The sequence below is a fragment of the Litorimonas cladophorae genome, from assembly GCF_014652455.1.
In the GTDB taxonomy this organism is placed as follows: Bacteria; Pseudomonadota; Alphaproteobacteria; order Caulobacterales; family Maricaulaceae; genus Litorimonas; species Litorimonas cladophorae.
In genome coordinates this window covers 881,181-896,707 of the sequence record NZ_BMYV01000001.1, presented here as the reverse complement: position 1 = coordinate 896,707, position 15,527 = coordinate 881,181, and the positions used below count along the sequence as shown (strand labels likewise).

Annotated in this window: 15 protein-coding genes and 1 other RNA gene; 12 read left to right on the top strand and 4 right to left on the bottom strand. The window is 51.9% G+C overall.

Features of this window, described 5'->3' with window-relative positions:
- Positions 1-6 precede the first annotated feature (6 nt).
- From IE073_RS04405 to IE073_RS04395, 3 genes are read left to right on the top strand one after another with little or no spacing between them, the layout of a single operon-like run.
- Positions 7-882: a DMT family transporter gene (locus IE073_RS04405; protein ID WP_189581761.1), complete on the top strand. Its 876-nt coding sequence runs from the start codon at positions 7-9 to the stop codon at positions 880-882.
- Positions 882-1,310 (top strand): DUF1801 domain-containing protein, encoded by a 429-nt coding sequence (locus IE073_RS04400; RefSeq protein WP_189581758.1) that lies wholly within the window; start codon positions 882-884, stop codon positions 1,308-1,310. The genes IE073_RS04405 and IE073_RS04400 overlap by 1 nt, the downstream gene beginning before the upstream one ends.
- On the top strand, positions 1,307-2,041 hold the full coding sequence (locus IE073_RS04395; protein WP_189581754.1) for an N-acetylmuramoyl-L-alanine amidase: 735 nt from the start codon (positions 1,307-1,309) through the stop codon (positions 2,039-2,041). Before IE073_RS04400 ends, IE073_RS04395 begins: the two co-directional genes overlap by 4 nt.
- Here the strand turns inward: IE073_RS04395 and IE073_RS04390 are convergent.
- The 3 genes from IE073_RS04390 to IE073_RS04380 are packed head-to-tail and all read right to left on the bottom strand — an operon-like array spanning position 2,038 to position 5,061.
- The gene (locus tag IE073_RS04390) at positions 2,038-2,391 is read right to left on the bottom strand and encodes a DUF1304 domain-containing protein (protein ID WP_189581752.1); all 354 of its coding nucleotides are present in this window, start codon (positions 2,389-2,391) and stop codon (positions 2,038-2,040) included. The genes IE073_RS04395 and IE073_RS04390 overlap by 4 nt on opposite strands.
- Positions 2,388-4,166 carry an N-acyl-D-amino-acid deacylase family protein gene (locus tag IE073_RS04385; RefSeq protein WP_189581750.1) on the bottom strand — a complete coding sequence of 593 codons (1,779 nt, stop codon included), beginning with the start codon at positions 4,164-4,166 and terminating at the stop codon, positions 2,388-2,390. The genes IE073_RS04390 and IE073_RS04385 overlap by 4 nt, the downstream gene beginning before the upstream one ends.
- Positions 4,147-5,061 (bottom strand): bile acid:sodium symporter family protein, encoded by a 915-nt coding sequence (locus tag IE073_RS04380; protein ID WP_189581748.1) that lies wholly within the window; start codon positions 5,059-5,061, stop codon positions 4,147-4,149. Before IE073_RS04380 ends, IE073_RS04385 begins: the two co-directional genes overlap by 20 nt.
- Before the next feature lie 174 nt (positions 5,062-5,235).
- Between IE073_RS04380 and IE073_RS04375 the strand changes: the two genes are divergently transcribed.
- On the top strand, positions 5,236-5,802 hold the full coding sequence (locus IE073_RS04375) for a type 1 glutamine amidotransferase domain-containing protein (protein WP_189581746.1): 567 nt from the start codon (positions 5,236-5,238) through the stop codon (positions 5,800-5,802).
- A 72-nt stretch (positions 5,803-5,874) separates the two neighbouring features.
- Here IE073_RS04375 and IE073_RS04370 read toward each other — a convergent pair whose 3' ends face one another.
- Entirely contained in the window at positions 5,875-7,575 is a 1,701-nt protein-coding gene (locus IE073_RS04370) for an amidohydrolase (protein ID WP_189581744.1), read from the bottom strand.
- 51 nt (positions 7,576-7,626) lie between these two features.
- Between IE073_RS04370 and rnpB the strand changes: the two genes are divergently transcribed.
- The 8 genes from rnpB to mraY all read left to right on the top strand — a co-directional run bounded on the left by rnpB (position 7,627) and on the right by mraY (position 15,527).
- An RNA gene (rnpB, locus tag IE073_RS04365) (RNase P RNA component class A) lies at positions 7,627-8,010 on the top strand.
- Between the two features lie 218 nt (positions 8,011-8,228).
- Complete coding sequence (locus IE073_RS04360; RefSeq protein ID WP_189581742.1) at positions 8,229-8,669, top strand: division/cell wall cluster transcriptional repressor MraZ; 441 nt, start codon at positions 8,229-8,231, stop codon at positions 8,667-8,669.
- Positions 8,666-9,649, top strand: coding sequence for a 16S rRNA (cytosine(1402)-N(4))-methyltransferase RsmH (gene rsmH / locus IE073_RS04355; protein WP_189581739.1), 984 nt, complete (start codon positions 8,666-8,668; stop codon positions 9,647-9,649). Before IE073_RS04360 ends, rsmH begins: the two co-directional genes overlap by 4 nt.
- Complete coding sequence (ftsL, locus tag IE073_RS04350; protein ID WP_189581736.1) at positions 9,646-10,005, top strand: cell division protein FtsL; 360 nt, start codon at positions 9,646-9,648, stop codon at positions 10,003-10,005. Before rsmH ends, ftsL begins: the two co-directional genes overlap by 4 nt.
- Positions 10,002-11,660 carry a peptidoglycan D,D-transpeptidase FtsI family protein gene (locus tag IE073_RS04345; protein ID WP_189581732.1) on the top strand — a complete coding sequence of 553 codons (1,659 nt, stop codon included), beginning with the start codon at positions 10,002-10,004 and terminating at the stop codon, positions 11,658-11,660. The genes ftsL and IE073_RS04345 overlap by 4 nt, the downstream gene beginning before the upstream one ends.
- Positions 11,657-13,075, top strand: coding sequence for a UDP-N-acetylmuramoyl-L-alanyl-D-glutamate--2,6-diaminopimelate ligase (locus IE073_RS04340; RefSeq protein WP_189581729.1), 1,419 nt, complete (start codon positions 11,657-11,659; stop codon positions 13,073-13,075). Before IE073_RS04345 ends, IE073_RS04340 begins: the two co-directional genes overlap by 4 nt.
- Positions 13,072-14,433 (top strand): UDP-N-acetylmuramoyl-tripeptide--D-alanyl-D-alanine ligase, encoded by a 1,362-nt coding sequence (locus IE073_RS04335; protein ID WP_189581726.1) that lies wholly within the window; start codon positions 13,072-13,074, stop codon positions 14,431-14,433. The genes IE073_RS04340 and IE073_RS04335 overlap by 4 nt, the downstream gene beginning before the upstream one ends.
- Positions 14,433-15,527 (top strand): phospho-N-acetylmuramoyl-pentapeptide-transferase, encoded by a 1,095-nt coding sequence (mraY, locus tag IE073_RS04330; protein WP_189581723.1) that lies wholly within the window; start codon positions 14,433-14,435, stop codon positions 15,525-15,527. The genes IE073_RS04335 and mraY overlap by 1 nt, the downstream gene beginning before the upstream one ends.

Genomic DNA, 15,527 nt, shown 5'->3' with positions numbered 1-15,527 from the left:
CGCTTCATGCGGGCTTTTGATTTTTGGGTTATGATGTTGTGTTGCCTCTGCTGGGGGGGGAACTTCGTTATGACGGCATGGGCGTTAGGCGGGTCTTCCGTTCCGCCCTTTATGTTGGCCGCAACTCGGGCACTTCTTGTCCTAATTTTGATGGGGTTTTTCCTATTCCGCCCATTGCCTAAGCAGTTTTTACGGCTTCTGTTTGTCTGTTTTTGCGTGGGCCCGTTGCATCTGGGCTTGCTCTACACTGGATTGCAAACAGCACCGGCCTCTGGCGCATCTATCATCTCTCAATCGCTAATTCCTCTCGCTTCCATCTTATCCGTGACTTGGTTGAAAGAACGCATCGGGTGGCGGCGCAGCTTGGCCATTATAGGGGCGCTGCTCGGCGTCTGTGTCATGATCTATGAACCTGGGGCGCTAAGGCTGGATGTCGGACTATTGTATATTCTTGGCGCTTACGCGGCGTTGGCCGTAGGAACAGTCGCAATCCGCCGCGTTCCTGACGTTGATTGGCGCGTATATGTCGCGTGGACATCTGTCGTTGTATTCGTTTTTTGCGTCATGGCCTCACTGCTATTGGAACGAGATCACGCCGAAATTTGGAATGTGGACAAGGGCCCGCTCTTGATTGCGGCGACCTATGCTGCGATCAGCGTATCCATCATCGCCCACGGCCAATACTTCCGAATATTGCAATCAAACCCAGTAAACTTGGTTGTGCCCCTTACAATCATGGTCACCGTTTTCGCCACGATCCTTGGCGTGGTCATATTGGACGAGACACTTCACTTCCGTTATATCATTGGGGCAGCTCTAATTTTGCCTTGTGTCTGGTTCATTGCACGTAGGGGCGGGCCTGCACCTGTGGAGATAGATTGATGCCGAACAAAACTGTGCCTGCGGGTTTGAAGGTGAGGGATTACTTGGATCAAATTGAAGATCCATCTCGGCAGGCCGATTGCCAACGTATACATGATATGATGCTAAAGATTGTTGGTGAGCCAGCGAAAATTTGGGGGAGTAAACTCTCAAGTGGTATCGTGGGCTTTGGAGAATATCACTATAAGTATGAGAGCGGCCGAGAGGGCGATCATTTGCGTTTGGGGTTTGCAAGTCGTGCGCAGAATATTTCAATCTACATCATGCCCGGGTATCAGGATTTCTCCGATCAGCTTGCGCGATTGGGAACGCACAAAATTGGGAAGTCTTGTCTCTATATCAAACGCTTAAGTGATATTGATGAGGCTGTGCTGCACGAGATGCTTGTTGAAGGTCTACGGCAGATGGATGAAAAATACCCGCGATGAAGAGCCGGAACTTCAATGATCGTAAGCTGCCGATTACCATGGTTGTATTGCATTATACGGGTATGGAGACGGCTGATTGTGCCCGTGAACGTCTGTGCGACCCACAAGCCGAGGTCAGCGCGCATTGGCTTGTCACAGAAGCCGGCGAGGTCGAGAGCCTCGTCGATGAAGATAAGCGGGCTTGGCATGCGGGCGTCGGCAGCTGGAATGGCATCTCCGATGTGAATTCAGCCAGCATTGGCATTGAGATCGTAAACGGCGGGCATAATGTGCTGACGGCAGACGGAAAATTGCCAGCTTACCCCGACGTGCAAATTCTCGCTGTTATCAAGCTGTGTAAAGAAATTGTCGCGCGTCATAACATAAGGCCCGCAAATATCGTTGGGCACTCGGACATTGCACCAGACCGCAAAGAAGACCCAGGTGAGCATTTTCCTTGGGCTGGACTGGCTGCAGCCGGCATTGGGCATTGGCCGAGTGACCTGACCGAAGATGAGCGGATCGTATTTGAAGCGGGTGACCGTGATCGGGGTATATCAATCATTCAGCGCGGTCTCGCCGATCTTGGGTATGGGGTCAGTGTGACAGGTTGCTTGGATGATCAGACACAAGCCGTTATTCGGGCCGTTCAACGTCGCTATCGCCCGGGCAAAATTAATGGCGTGATTGATATGCAGATTTTAGACGTGCTTAAGCGCTTAAGTCTCTTGGCCCGCGCGGTTGCCGCTTAACGTTTTAACAAAGTCAGGCTCAGGGCTAAGAGCGCGGGAATAGCCTGAACGACGAAGATGGTTGGACTGACGGTAATGGCACCGAAAACACCAGCTACGATTACGCAGAGCAAAAAGAAAATCCGAACGTCGCGCTTCGCGGCGATTAGGCTCCAGATTAACCCCGCTGCTAGGAACCCGTTATAGAGTCCCTGATTTTGCGCCATGAAGGCCGTTTCCGCGGCGAATTCCGCGGTTGTATTGAACATGGCTCGACCAACTTCATGTTCCCATAAAAACATCTCGACGACCATAAAGCCAACATGCTGGCAGGCGACGAAACCTGCGAGTATCGCGGCGAGTTTTTTCATGCGCTTACACCGCTGCGCACCAAGCGTCCGGGCCTTGCTTTTGTCAATTCGTCATTGGTGATGACCTGTTCGCCATTTACGAAGGTCGCCATATATCCCTCGACGGGTTGTAGAAGTCGTTGTCCACCTGCAGGTAAGTCTTCGACCATTACCGGGACGCCAAGGCTCAGACCTTCGTAATTTATCACATTGATATCCGCTTTTTGACCGACAGCGATGCGTCCGCGGTCTGCGAGGCCAAGGTAATCAGCAGCATCTGCGCTCAGCATTTGCACTGCGCGTGAGAGCTCTATGCCTGCTTTTCCACGCTTCATGCGATCTCTGGTCCAATGTGCCAGCAGGTAAGTTGGAAAACTTGCGTCGCAGATGGTGCCGACATGTGCGCCACCGTCGGAAAGACCAGGTAGGGCTTTCGGATGACGCATCATAGTCAGGACGTTGTCGTAATTCATATTGGTGTAATTGTAGACGGGAAAATAGAAGAGGGCCTTGCCTTCATCTTCAAGCAGTAGGTCGTACGCCATTTCCCAAACGCTAACGCCGGCGTCGCGCGCCAAACCTGCAATTGAGGCTTCAGAACTTGGTTCGTAATCAACGGACCCTTCATGGCGGTTCATGGGAAATATTTTTTCAGACAAATGCGGGAACGTCGCGATCATCATGTCAACAAGAGGCGGTACGGGGCTGTCATCACCAGATAATTGAATAGGTTTTTCAGAAAGAAGCTGCGTCTTGAATGCTGGGTCACGCAATTTCTCGACCCTCTTTGCGAGCGGGAGGTTAGCGATACCAAGATAGCTCGGGAAAGCCATAATCGGGTGGAAGGTACAGTTCAGGCCGTTGATTGCGCCAATTGCACGTGGTGCGACTTGGAATGAAATATTCAGTCCGTCCGCATTCAAAGCTTCGGTACTAGTGATAATTTTCTTCCAGTCATCAGGCGCGAAGTCTCGTTCCATAAGGCTCATTGAACCTGGCCGACCTGCCCCCGCGCGGAAGAAGGCCTCCATCAACGCAAATTCCGTCTCGAAGGTCTCGCCGGGACGGACCATATCAAAATCATTAACCGCTTGCAGGACGCCGTGACCAGATGCTGCAACGGCGCGGGCCAGGCCTTCAAGCTCATCTTTTCCAGCTTCTGAGGCGGGCGTCCAACCCCCATCGCTTGATTTATGAAAGTCGCTTCGGCCTGTGGAAAGGCCGATTGCGCCTGCGTCCATGGCTTCGCGGACGAGTGTTTCCATTGTGGCAATGTCTTGGTCGTTTGCGGGTTGATTAAAAACTGCGCGATCACCCATCGCAAAGACCCGAAGTGGGTCATGCGGGATCATGGCGGCAATGTTGATCGTACGTGGGTGAGAGTCGAGGGCGTCCAGATATTCTGGGAAACTTTCCCATTCCCATTTGATGCCTTCGTGTAGGGCCGTGCCAGGAATGTCTTCAACGCCTTCCATCAAGCGGATGAGTTTATCACGGTCTTCTGCGCGGCAGGGTGCAAAACCGACCCCGCAATTGCCCATAACTGCGGTGGTCACGCCGTGATTGACGCTGGGTTGTAACGCATCATCCCAACTGACCTGTCCGTCATAATGTGTATGAAGATCGATGAAGCCTGGCGTCACAATATGCCCGCTGGCGTCTAAGATGTCTTTGGCTTCTCCTAAGTTTTGCCCGATGGCGACGATGTGACCATTTGAAATCGCAATATCGGCGATCCGCCCTTCTGTGCCAGATCCGTCAAAAACAGTGCCGTTTTTAATGAGTAAATCGTGCATCTTTCCATCTCCACATGAATGCCAGTAGCCCGCCTCCGATAAGATGCCAGACTCCCCATAATCCTGCAACCGCGGCCGCGCCGCCCAATCCGTCAAGCTGAGTAAGCAAGATTACAATTCCAAGCCCTGAGTTTTGGATGCCAACTTCGATCGTGAGCGCCCTACGGCTTGGTGTATCAGATTTGATCAAACGCGCCGCAACGTTGCCGAGCGCAAACGCGCAAAGATTGTGCAAGATGACGATCCCGAATAACCCAAGGCCTAATGCGATAAAGACAGGGTAGAGCCGTGCACTCGCGATTAGTATGATGGCGAGTAGAGCCAAGCCTGAGAGAACCGCTAATGGCGTTTGGAGCGTGTCCGCAATCTTCGGTGCAAAATGCCTCAACAGCATTCCGAGTAAAAGTGGCAAGGCCAGAATGACCAAGGTTTGGATGAGGAAAGCCACCACATCTATGTCAATTTGCGTCAGAAGTTCTCGCGTTGGCGGATAGAGGCCGCTCCAAAATAAAATGGATATTGGCGTCAAAAAGGCTGCAAAAATAGAGGAAGTTGCGGTTAGGCTGACTGAGAGTGCCGTATTTGCGCGGGCGAAAAGCGCAATCAAATTTGATGTGTTTCCACCAGGGCAACAGGCAATCAAAATCATTCCGAGCGCGACACTTGGATGGGGATTAATCAGAAAACAGAGGAAGAGCGTCAAGAGTGGGAGCCCGACGATCTGCGCTAACACGCCTGTCAAATAAAGGCGGGGCTGAGTTCTAAAAAAGGAAAAGCTGTTAGGACGAAGTCCGAGTGCGACAGCGAACATCATAACGGCGAGAACGATAGCCATACCCGCTTCTGACGCCGTGCCCAGGTCAAGTTGAAAATTATCTAATGTATCAGCGCTCATGATGGGCGACTGTCATTTTTTGGAACCAAAAAAGACGCTGGAACATTATAGAGGGGTAACATGCCGACGACGTTGTCTGGCGCCGCGTCGAAACGCAATAGTGGATTTGTGTTGGCCGCCAATTCCGACCTTAAGACTCAATCTACCGCGGACCTTCATTTCTGAAAGGACATCATGACAGACCTAAAAGACTCCAAAATTCTCATTCTTTCGACAAACGGTTTTCAGCAAGAGGAGTTGTTCGAACCTAAAGCTTACTTTGAAGAAAAAAATGCAACGGTGTTATTGGCCTCGCCGGAAGCTGAAAAAATTCAAGCAGGTGAGGGCGATGATCGAGAAATCAAGCCAGACATGACTATCGAAGGGGTCGTTGTGGGTGATTACGACGCTCTAATTCTGCCGGGCGGATTGGCCAATCCTGATGTCTTGCGACAGAATAAAAAGGCGATTTCTCTTATTCGTGAATTTGCCGAAGCAGGTAAGGTCATTGGCGCGATCTGTCACGCGCCGTGGCTGTTGGTCGAGGCGCAATTAACGCACGGGCGAGAAATGACATCATTTCCTTCTATCCGAACAGATCTAGAAAATGCGGGAGCAAATTGGATTGACGAGCAGGTTGTCTGCGACAATGCGATCGTGACCAGCCGCAACCCTGATGACATTCCTGCTTTTAATGCGAAAATTGCGGAAGAGATACGAGAAGGCAAGCATGAGCGAGACGCCTTGACGCAAGTTGCCTAACCCAGACGCGACGTGCGGATGTAATCGCACTTTTTGACAACTTTCACGCCAGACCCGCGCTGCGGGACTGGCTTATTTATTACTTAAAACGTGATTTTGGCCGCCCAGCATAACGCCTTTAACTGGAATCGCGCCCCAGCTTTCGCCCGGTAGGCTCATTGGATTTGCGGCAAGAATTGTAAGATCGGCGCGCTTTCCGACTTCTATTGACCCAATTTCATCTTCCAATCCGAGAGACCAAGCCGCGTCTAGAGTTATCGCTCGCAACGCTTGTTCGGCATTCAACCGCTCTCTCGCGGTACTTACGCCGCCTTCGCGAGTCGAGCGGGTCATGTGTCGGCCAGCCGCAACGAGCGGCATGGGCGGTGCGAGAGGCGCATCGGAATGCAACGTAACCCGAAGTCCCGCCGCAAAAGCTGACGCGAGCGGTGTGATGTAATCGGCCTTTTCAGCAATGACGGGGCGGTAATCCGCTCCCATGTAATTGACGTAATGCGACGCGGCAGAAATGCCAATCTCTAGCTTTGCGGCTTTTTCAAGCTGTGCAGGTGTGATCAACCCGCCATGTTCAATGATCAGACGCTGTTTGGGCTGCCCTTTCGATTGCTTTGCAAATGCTGCTAGCGTCGAATCTTGAGCCGCATCGCCATTGGAATGGATGTGGATGTCCAACCCCGCATCCCAATAGCGAGACATTAGGCCCGATAAGTCCTGCGGTTGGGTGACCCATAATCCGTCGGTTCCTGCAGACTGTCCTGACAAATACCCTGGCGCTGCGAGTTTCATTGTTTGCGAGTAAAATGCAGCATCCGTAAAAAGTTTGACCTGGGGCAGGATGCGCGGGTCCGCGGCGGCCATATCGACCATCGTTTGTGCGCTAGCGTCGCCAAATTCTTGTGCGAAAGCCCTGTGTTCTGGAACGAGATACAGACTGTAAGGATCTTCTTTCGTGTGGTGTTTCGAAAGATAGCTGTCTTCCAGCAGACGTCCAAATATTCCATATCCCATCTCAGCCACAGTTGTGACGCCGCCTTGGGCGAGAAGAATCTCGTAACCGTCAAACCCTTTTTCAATATGTGCGGGGTTCAAGAGATAGGGTCCAAGTTTCGAGAGCAATGGCGCGAGCGCGTCTTCAAAAATTCGCCCTGTCAACTCTCCCGAAGCGTCTAGCGCAACGCCTTCATAACGTTCGTGCATGTCTGCCGTGATTTCAAACAACTCCAATGCGGGCGTATTCATGTAGAAATCATGACCTGAATAATGCCAGATAATGATTGGCCGTGTGTCCGAAATTTTGTCCAAGTCGGAACGGTCAATGTCACCCTGAACGAGGTTGTGGTAACCGTAAAGGATCAAGGGGCTTTCGTCTGATTTACGCGAAGCCTGCTTAGCAATGCTTTGTAATAAATCGGTTTTATTGTCGATACCCTTAACCAAACCGTTCGGGTGGGGCATGTCCCAAGGAGGTACCCAGTCCAGACCATACATCATTGCACCTAATGTCATGTGGATGTGCGGGTCGATTAGGCCTGGGACCAAGACATTTTTCTCGTAACGCCTATCTATGTCTGCGGCTTTGAAGTCAGACTTTAAAGACTCCAGCGTCCCAACGCCGACGATCCTTCCATCTCGCACAGCTATCGCTGCGGCCGTGGGTTGCGATATGTCGACAGTAACGACGCTCTGTGCTGGGTAAATGATCGTGCCATCGGGTTCAGGCGCAGTACAGGCCGCCAAAATTAGAGATGTCGTAAGCAGTGCAAGGTGTTTCATAAGGTGTGCATAGCTTGACATTGGGCGCTGCGGCAAACACTTAGCCGCTTGTCAGGAGGCTGGACGATCGCGGGTGCTTGCATCTGAGGAAAGTCCGGGCTCCATCGCGTACAGGATGCCGGGTAACGCCCGGCCGGTTTAGACGTAAAGTCTGGGCTGAGGGACAGTGCCACAGAGAGGAGACTACCCAAGTGCTTTGCTTGCAAACACGAGGGAAAAGCTGAAAGGGTGCGGTAAGAGCGCACCGGGCGACTGGCAACAGTCGCCGCAAGGTAAACCCCATCCGGAGCAAAACCAAATAGGGACGACATTGTGTGTCGCGTCACCGTCGTCCGGGTTGGTTGCATGAGGCACGTCGCAAGACGGGTCCTAGATGAATGATCGTCACCTGTTTTCGGACAGGGACAAAACCCGGCTTATAGGCCTCCTGACATTTTTTAATTTTATTCATCAAAATTTGTATGGTTAACCACAGTTTAACTGCCTGAATCCTATGGTGATCTTGAAGTTGTCCACATGATTCACAGGGTGTGGAGTAAGAGCAGGTAAGGTTAACAGATCGTTCCCAATGGCGTTGTTTCCCATGAAATCCCATACTATCCCATACGTGATCTCGAGATGTTCGAGAGACTTGCGGAAAGGTGGCCTGCTGCGTGTTTGTCTCCAGTGTTACAAACAACCTAGATGCCAAGGGACGGATTTCCGTGCCTGCTAATTTCCGTACGCAATGCGCAAGTGTCGGGTTCGAAGGTATCGTCCTTTGGCCAAGTTTGGATGGTGCTTATTTGGAGGGTGGTGATCAATCCATTCTTCGGCACTACCAAGATATGCTCGATCAAATGGATATGTACGATCCGGGGCGTGAGGCATTAGAGCTCGTGATTTTCGGTGAGAGCGAGACGCTCACATTCGATTCAACGGGTCGCGTGAGCTTGCCTGCAAAATTTCGGGAGTACGCAGGATTGGACGGCAAGGTGACATTCGTGGGGCGTGGCCGCAAATTTGAAATCTGGGATGAGGGCGCCCATGAGGCGCGGCGGACTGAACTCAAAGCCAGGGCGCTGGCTAATCGTCATCGAATGAAGCCAGTATGAAACACTATCCGGTCATGCTGCCAGAGGTCCTGACGTCACTGTCTATGGTGGATGGCGAAACGTGTGTCGATGGCACTTTTGGAAATGGCGGGTATTGCGCGGCGATTCTCGATAGCGCCGCATGCTCTGTGGTGGGGTTGGATCGTGATCCAAATGTTTTGCCGCGCGCTCAGGAGTTGGCTGCGGAGTGGGGCGATCGGTTCCGACTCATTCAAACGCCCTTTTCGAAAATGGATGAAGTTGGCTTGGCTTCTGTGGATGCGGTGGTTTTAGATATCGGTGTATCGTCGATGCAGCTAGATCAAGCCGAGCGTGGGTTCTCATTCATGCGCGAGGGTCCGTTGGATATGCGCATGGAACAGGGTGGAGGGCCCTCTGCGCGCGATGCGGTGATGCATCTGAGCGTGGCTGAGTTAACTCGGGTTTTCCAAGTTTATGGAGAAGAGAAACGCGCGCGACATGTTGCTAATTGTATCGTCTCTGCTCGAGAGGCTGAAGACATTGTGACGACCGCGGATTTGGCGGCGATTTTGGAGAAAGCGCTAGGGCGCCGGGGTAAAACTCATCCTGCGACACGCGTGTTTCAAGCTCTGCGTATCTTCGTAAATGATGAGCTGGGAGAGCTCTATCAAGGTCTTTGTGCGGCTGAGCGAATTCTGGCTCCAGGTGGGCGTCTCGTGGTTGTGACGTTTCATTCTTTGGAGGATCGCATTGTTAAGTCGTTTTTCCGTCGTCGCGCCGGCGAGGTTAGCGGTGGGTCGCGTTATGCACCAGAGGTCGTCAATCTTGGTCCTGCCGCCAGTTTTACGTTGCCAAAACGAAGCGTGACCAAGCCGTCCGATTTAGAAGTCCGTGAAAATGCGCGTTCACGGTCTGCGAAGCTGAGGCTTGCCGTGCGAACCGAGGCTGGTGTTTTTGAAGCCGATGATCGTTTGCTGCCAAATGTTCTATCATTATCTGAGTTGGAGGCTCGGTTATGAGCTTTTCTCACTTAGGGTCATATGTTGGTCCAACACGCGCGGCGCGCCGTGTGTCATGGTTCCTGCTTTTTCTCGTCGGAGTCGCGCTAACTGTGACTCTCTATTTTGTCAAAACTCACGCGCAATCTGCGAAGCGAGATGTGCGGGTCTTAACCCGAGCGATAGCTGCAGAGGATGCCGCTATTCGCGTTTTGCGGGCTGAATTGGCTTATTTAGAGAGTCCGACACGACTGTCCGAGTTAAACGATTTGCACCTAAACTTGGCTCCCATTCGGCCAGACCAAGAACGTTCTGCCGATGCGATCGAGCAGCTTTTTCCTTTGATTAAATCTTCGAGTGTGGAGGGTGGTCAATGACCCAGTCTTACACGTTTCAAAATCAGCAAACCTTAACTTTGGCAGATGAAGAATATCGGGCGGTGTCTGAGGGGCGTATCCGTATCCGTATTGGTGTTGTTGCCTTTCTTTTTATGTTGCTCGTGGCAATTGTTCGCTTGGCGGAAATTTCGTTGTTTTCGGATGGTGCGCACCAGCGCGTTCTACCGCAGGCGGTGCAAATGCAGCGCGCGGATTTAACGGACCGGAATGGTGAATTGCTCGCGACAACGTTGGAGACTTATTCTCTATATGCTGAGCCGCGGCGCGTTTGGAACCCATCTGAAACGGCTGAAGTGCTACAGCGTCTGCGTCCGCATTTGGATAGGTCCACACTACAGCAAAAATTAGAGCTCGACCGCAGTTTTGTTTGGCTGGAGCGCGGTCTGACGCCGAAAGAGCGACAAGCTGTTTTCAACTTAGGTCTCCCTGGTTTAGATTTTCGGAAAGAGCCCAAGCGCGTCTACCCCCGCGAGGCTTTGGCCTCTCACGTTGTCGGATTTACCGATGTGGATATGGCTGGTGTGGCAGGCGCTGAGCGAGCGTTCGATGACGAGTTAATCGCCGACAATGCGCCGTCCATCGCATTGTCGATTGATTTGCGTGTGCAATTTGCGCTCACGGATGAATTGACAAAAGCGCGCGAGAAGTTTGACGCTTTGGATGCTAGTGGCGTTGTCATGGATATTCAGACCGGTGAAATCATCGCAATGGCCTCAGTTCCGAACTTCAATCCAAATGACCCTGGCGCAACATTGCCTGCTACTCGCTTTAATCATGCCGCAATGTCCACTTATGACTTAGGCAGTGTCTTCAAGCCGCTCACCATGGCGATGGCTTTAGAGGATGGTGTTGCAGATCAAGTGGAGATGTTCGACGTGCAGAAGCCTTACCGTGTGCTGAACAAATATATTCGTGATGATCATCCCTCGGAAGTGCCTCTGAATATGTGGGGCGTTTTGGGTGAAAGTTCTAACCGAGGCACAGCTATGATTGCGCAACGCATCGGTGCGGAGCGTCAGCGGCATCACTTAAGAAATCTAGGTCTATTAGATCGCGTCGGATATGAATTGGCTGAGAGCGCCAAGCCGCAAGTGCAAAAGCGCTGGGGTGAGATGGCGACGGTCACTGTGTCCTATGGTCATGGTTTGTCCGTGACACCTTTGGCGTTGACTTCGGCAATTTCGGCAATGTTGAATGATGGCGTCTATGTGACGCCAACTGTCCGAAAAGCGTCTATGGCGACCCCGCCCGTAGGGCGTCGTGTGTTCCGCTCTGAAGTCTCCCGCGATATGGTCGATATGATGCGTTATGTTGTGACGGATGGAACAGGGCGCAGAGCCAATGTCCCCGGATATGGTGTGATGGGTAAAACTGGCACAGCTGAAAAACCTTCTGCAACGGGCGGATATGATCAGAAACGGCTGGTTACCAGCTTTGTCGCGGCCTTTCCTCATTCAAATCCTCGCTACGCCATGATCGTAACGCTTGATGAGCCGAAACCTATTGAGGGAACATATGGGTATGCGACGGCAGGCTGGAATGCGACACCAACTGCTGGGAACGTGATCCGTCGGATTGGGCCGATTTTGCCTGGCGCGCGTGACACCAGTAAATACGCACAGGTACAGCCATGATTCAGCACACCCTCCGCAGTTTGTTTGGCTTGGATGACGATACGGCCGTAACGGGCCTGAGTGCCGATAGTCGTCAAATCAAAACGGGTATGGTCTTCGCGGCGTTGCCTGGGGTGGCAATGGATGGACGAGATTTTATTTCAAAGGCTGTTGATCAGGGGGCCGTTGGGATTCTTTCAATTCCAGGAACCAAGGCTGACGTTCCAGTCGTGGAAAGCGCAAAGCCTCGCTTGGCCTATGCGCGTGCAGCTGCAAAGCTATTCCCAGGCCAGCCAAAGACTTTGGTGGCGATGACTGGAACAAATGGGAAGTCTTCCACGGTTGATTTTCTGCGTCAAATTTGGGTGCATGCGGGCCTCAACGCGGCCTGTTTCGGTACTCTGGGTGCGACGTCTCCTGCTGGGTATAAGCCCATGACACACACAACACCCGATGCTTTGGCACTACATCAAACTCTGTCATCTTTGGAGAAAGAAGGGGTTACCCATGTTGCAATGGAGGCCAGTTCCCACGGTCTGAAGCAATATAGAATGGACGCGGTCAACATTACGGCCTCAGGCTTTTCCAACCTAACTCAAGATCATTTTGATTATCACCCGAGTATGCAAGATTACTTCGCCGCAAAGGCGCGATTATTTATTGACCTTACGCCACGGGGCGCGCCTGTCGTCATCAACACGAATGATAAATATGGACAGCATTTGGTGGAGGTTTGCCAAGGGTTGGGTCAAGACGTCTTGCAAGTTGGATGGACGGGTACGGACATTCGTATCGATGAAGTCATGCCGCATTCAACGGGTCAAAAACTCACGCTCATCGTGCGTGGCGAGCGACATATCGTTGATCTCCCTTTGGCGGGCGAGTTCCAAGCATTAAATGCGGTAGCGGCTCTCGGTTTGGCATTGAAAACGGGTGTCGAAGTCTCGACGGCCTTAGACGCACTTGCTCATCTAAAAGGCGTGGCAGGACGTTTGGAATTGGCTGGCGTAAAGAACGGTGCTTCTGTCTATGTCGACTTTGCGCATACGGAAGACGGGCTGGACAAACTCTTGCGTTCTGTGCGTCCGCACACCGCTGGGGACATCATTGTCGTCTTCGGGTGCGGCGGCGATCGCGACGCTGGCAAGCGTGCAAAAATGGGCGCTGTCGCGGCTAAGCTGGCTGATCAAGTCATTGTCACAGATGATAATCCAAGAACTGAAAACGCAGCGGAAATTCGCAAAGCTGTATTAATTGGGTGTCCCGATGCGACCGAAATCGGAGACCGGGCGATGGCTATCGCGGCGGGTATTGAACGACTGAAACCTCAAGATTGTCTCGTCATCGCGGGGAAAGGCCATGAACAAGGTCAAATTGTTGGCGACAAAATTATTCCTTTTTCCGATGTCGATGTTGCCAGAGGGCTTCTCTCATGACGCTGTGGACATCGGCAGAAATTGCGCAGGCGACAGGTGGCGTCGCGGTACAGGATTTCACTGTGACAGGCTTGTCTATAGATACGCGAACGCTGCAGCCGGGTGATTTGTTTGTTGCCTTAAAAGATGTTCGTGACGGGCATGATTTTATTCCCGCTGCGGTTTTGGCAGGTGCAGGCGGCGTTTTGTGTGAGCGTTCAGACAAAGGCGTGAATGCGGTCATCGTTGATGATGTTTCAAACGCCCTAGAGGTGCTGGGTGTTCATGCGCGGGATACACGCAAAGCTCTGCGTATTGGTGTGACGGGAAGCGTCGGGAAGACATCGGTTAAAGAGGCGTTGGCGGTGATGCTGGGGACTTTTGGACTGTCGCATAAGTCTTTAAAATCGTTCAACAATCATATCGGTGTGCCGATTACACTTGCGACCCTGCCAGAGGGCGCGGATTACGCCGTATTCGAAATGGGCATGAACCACGCAGGGGAGATGTCTCAGCTTTCGAAATGGGTCCAACCTCAAATCGCATTGATCAACAATGTCGTCGGCGCGCATCTCGCAAATTTTGAAAATGTGGAGGGTATCGCTGATGCGAAGGCCGAAATTATTGACGGTATGGTCCCAGGTAGTCTTCTTATCCTAAATGGCGATAATCCTTATACGCCTCGCATTCGGGCGAAGGCTGAAGCTGCAAACCTTCGCGTTCTAACGTTTGGGCATTCTGACGCGGATGATGTCGCAATTGTCAGTGCTAACTCTCATGCTTTGGGCGGCAATGTTCGTTTGCGAATTGCTAAGCAGCAAATCGACGTAACCTTGATGGTTCCGGGGGAGCATTGGTTTATGAATGCTGCGGCCTGTATGGCTGTCGCCTATGCCGCGGATTTGCCATTGCGCAAAGCCGCGATGGCCCTTCGAAAGATTGTTCCTGCGCCAGGTCGAGGTGACACGCGCACGCTAATTATTGACGGTAAGCAAATCACTTTAATTGATGAGAGTTATAACGCTAATCCGACATCCATGCGTGCGGCTTTCGCTGCTTCGGCATTGCGGCCCGGGCGCAAATTAGCTCTGCTGGGCGACATGTTCGAGCTTGGCGCGGATGAATTAGAGCGCCACCGTGAATTGGCTGAGCCATTAATCACGGCGGGATTTGAGCGTGTTTTCGTCGCTGGCGAATGTATGCGGTTCTTAATGGGAGCGATGCCGCAACCTATGCGCGGAGGTTGGTCGACTAAACCTCAGACTTTGTTAACCAAACTGAAAGGCGAACTCCTTGACGGAGATATATTGCTGATCAAAGGGTCTAACGCGTCGGGCGTCGGGGCAGTGGCAGCCCAACTCAAAGGGGAGAGCGTCTAATGCTCTATGAATGGCTCGCACCGATGGGCGATGAGTTTCAACTCTTCAACCTGTTCAATTACATCACATTCCGAGTTGGTGGGGCGCTGATGACGTCGCTCATCATATTCTTCCTGTTTGGCGAGAAGATGATCAATGCTTTGCGCGCGCGTCAAGGCAAGGGCCAGCCGATCCGTGAAGATGGTCCAGAAGGCCATATTATAAAAAAAGCCGGCACGCCTACGATGGGTGGCTTGATGATCCTTCTGGCCGTTGTGATTTCAACATTGCTCTGGGCCGATTTAAGCAATCCGTTTCTCTGGGTCGTTGTCTTCGTGACCGTCGGTTTTGGCGTAATTGGTTTTTATGATGACTATTTGAAAGTCTCGCGTCAGTCGCACAAGGGATTTTCGGGAAAAATTCGCCTCATTCTTGAATTTGGCATCGCTGCAATCGCTGTGTGGGTTTTGACAACGGCGTTCCCGCAAGGCGATGATTTTGCAACAGGACTAGCCATTCCTTTGCTTAAAAACTTCACGATTAACCTCGGTATTTTCTTCATTCCGTTCGGATGCCTTGTCGTTGTTGGCACGGCCAATGCGGTGAACCTAACAGATGGTTTGGACGGTCTAGCAATTGTGCCCGTTATGATTGCTTGTATGAGTTTAGCTTTCATTGCTTACCTTGTTGGCAATTTCATTTTCTCAAATTACCTCGGCGTTCCACACATTCCGGGAAGCGCAGAAATTACGATATTCTTGGGCGCGATCATCGGCGCATCATTGGGTTTTCTTTGGTACAATGCTCCACCTGCAATGGTCTTCATGGGTGACACAGGGTCGCTCGCGCTCGGGGGCGCTTTGGGTGTGACGGCTGTTGCCGTGAAACACGAAATCGTACTCGCGATTATCGGTGGCCTATTTGTCCTCGAAGCTGTGTCTGTGATCGTTCAAGTCGCCTCGTTTAAACTTACGGGTAAGCGGGTGTTTCGTATGGCGCCCATCCATCATCATTTCGAAAAGAAGGGGTGGGAAGAGCCGACGATTGTTATTCGTTTCTGGATTATTGCGATCATTCTCGCTCTAATTGGTCTCTCCACGTTGAAGCTGCGTTAG

Bases quoted from the DNA above. Each gene is read 5' to 3' on its own strand.
- IE073_RS04385 (WP_189581750.1), bottom strand. From the start codon at position 4,166: ATGCACGATTTACTCATTAAAAACGGCACTGTTTTTGACGGATCTGGC.
- IE073_RS04395 (WP_189581754.1), top strand. From the start codon at position 1,307: ATGAAGAGCCGGAACTTCAATGATCGTAAGCTGCCGATTACCATGGTT.
- IE073_RS04375 (WP_189581746.1), top strand. From the start codon at position 5,236: ATGACAGACCTAAAAGACTCCAAAATTCTCATTCTTTCGACAAACGGT.
- IE073_RS04380 (WP_189581748.1), bottom strand. From the start codon at position 5,061: ATGAGCGCTGATACATTAGATAATTTTCAACTTGACCTGGGCACGGCG.
- IE073_RS04340 (WP_189581729.1), top strand. From the start codon at position 11,657: ATGATTCAGCACACCCTCCGCAGTTTGTTTGGCTTGGATGACGATACG.
- mraY (WP_189581723.1), top strand. From the start codon at position 14,433: ATGCTCTATGAATGGCTCGCACCGATGGGCGATGAGTTTCAACTCTTC.
- IE073_RS04400 (WP_189581758.1), top strand. From the start codon at position 882: ATGCCGAACAAAACTGTGCCTGCGGGTTTGAAGGTGAGGGATTACTTG.
- IE073_RS04405 (WP_189581761.1), top strand. From the start codon at position 7: ATGCGGGCTTTTGATTTTTGGGTTATGATGTTGTGTTGCCTCTGCTGG.
- IE073_RS04335 (WP_189581726.1), top strand. From the start codon at position 13,072: ATGACGCTGTGGACATCGGCAGAAATTGCGCAGGCGACAGGTGGCGTC.
- IE073_RS04345 (WP_189581732.1), top strand. From the start codon at position 10,002: ATGACCCAGTCTTACACGTTTCAAAATCAGCAAACCTTAACTTTGGCA.
- IE073_RS04370 (WP_189581744.1), bottom strand. From the start codon at position 7,575: ATGAAACACCTTGCACTGCTTACGACATCTCTAATTTTGGCGGCCTGT.
- IE073_RS04390 (WP_189581752.1), bottom strand. From the start codon at position 2,391: ATGAAAAAACTCGCCGCGATACTCGCAGGTTTCGTCGCCTGCCAGCAT.
- ftsL (WP_189581736.1), top strand. From the start codon at position 9,646: ATGAGCTTTTCTCACTTAGGGTCATATGTTGGTCCAACACGCGCGGCG.
- rsmH (WP_189581739.1), top strand. From the start codon at position 8,666: ATGAAACACTATCCGGTCATGCTGCCAGAGGTCCTGACGTCACTGTCT.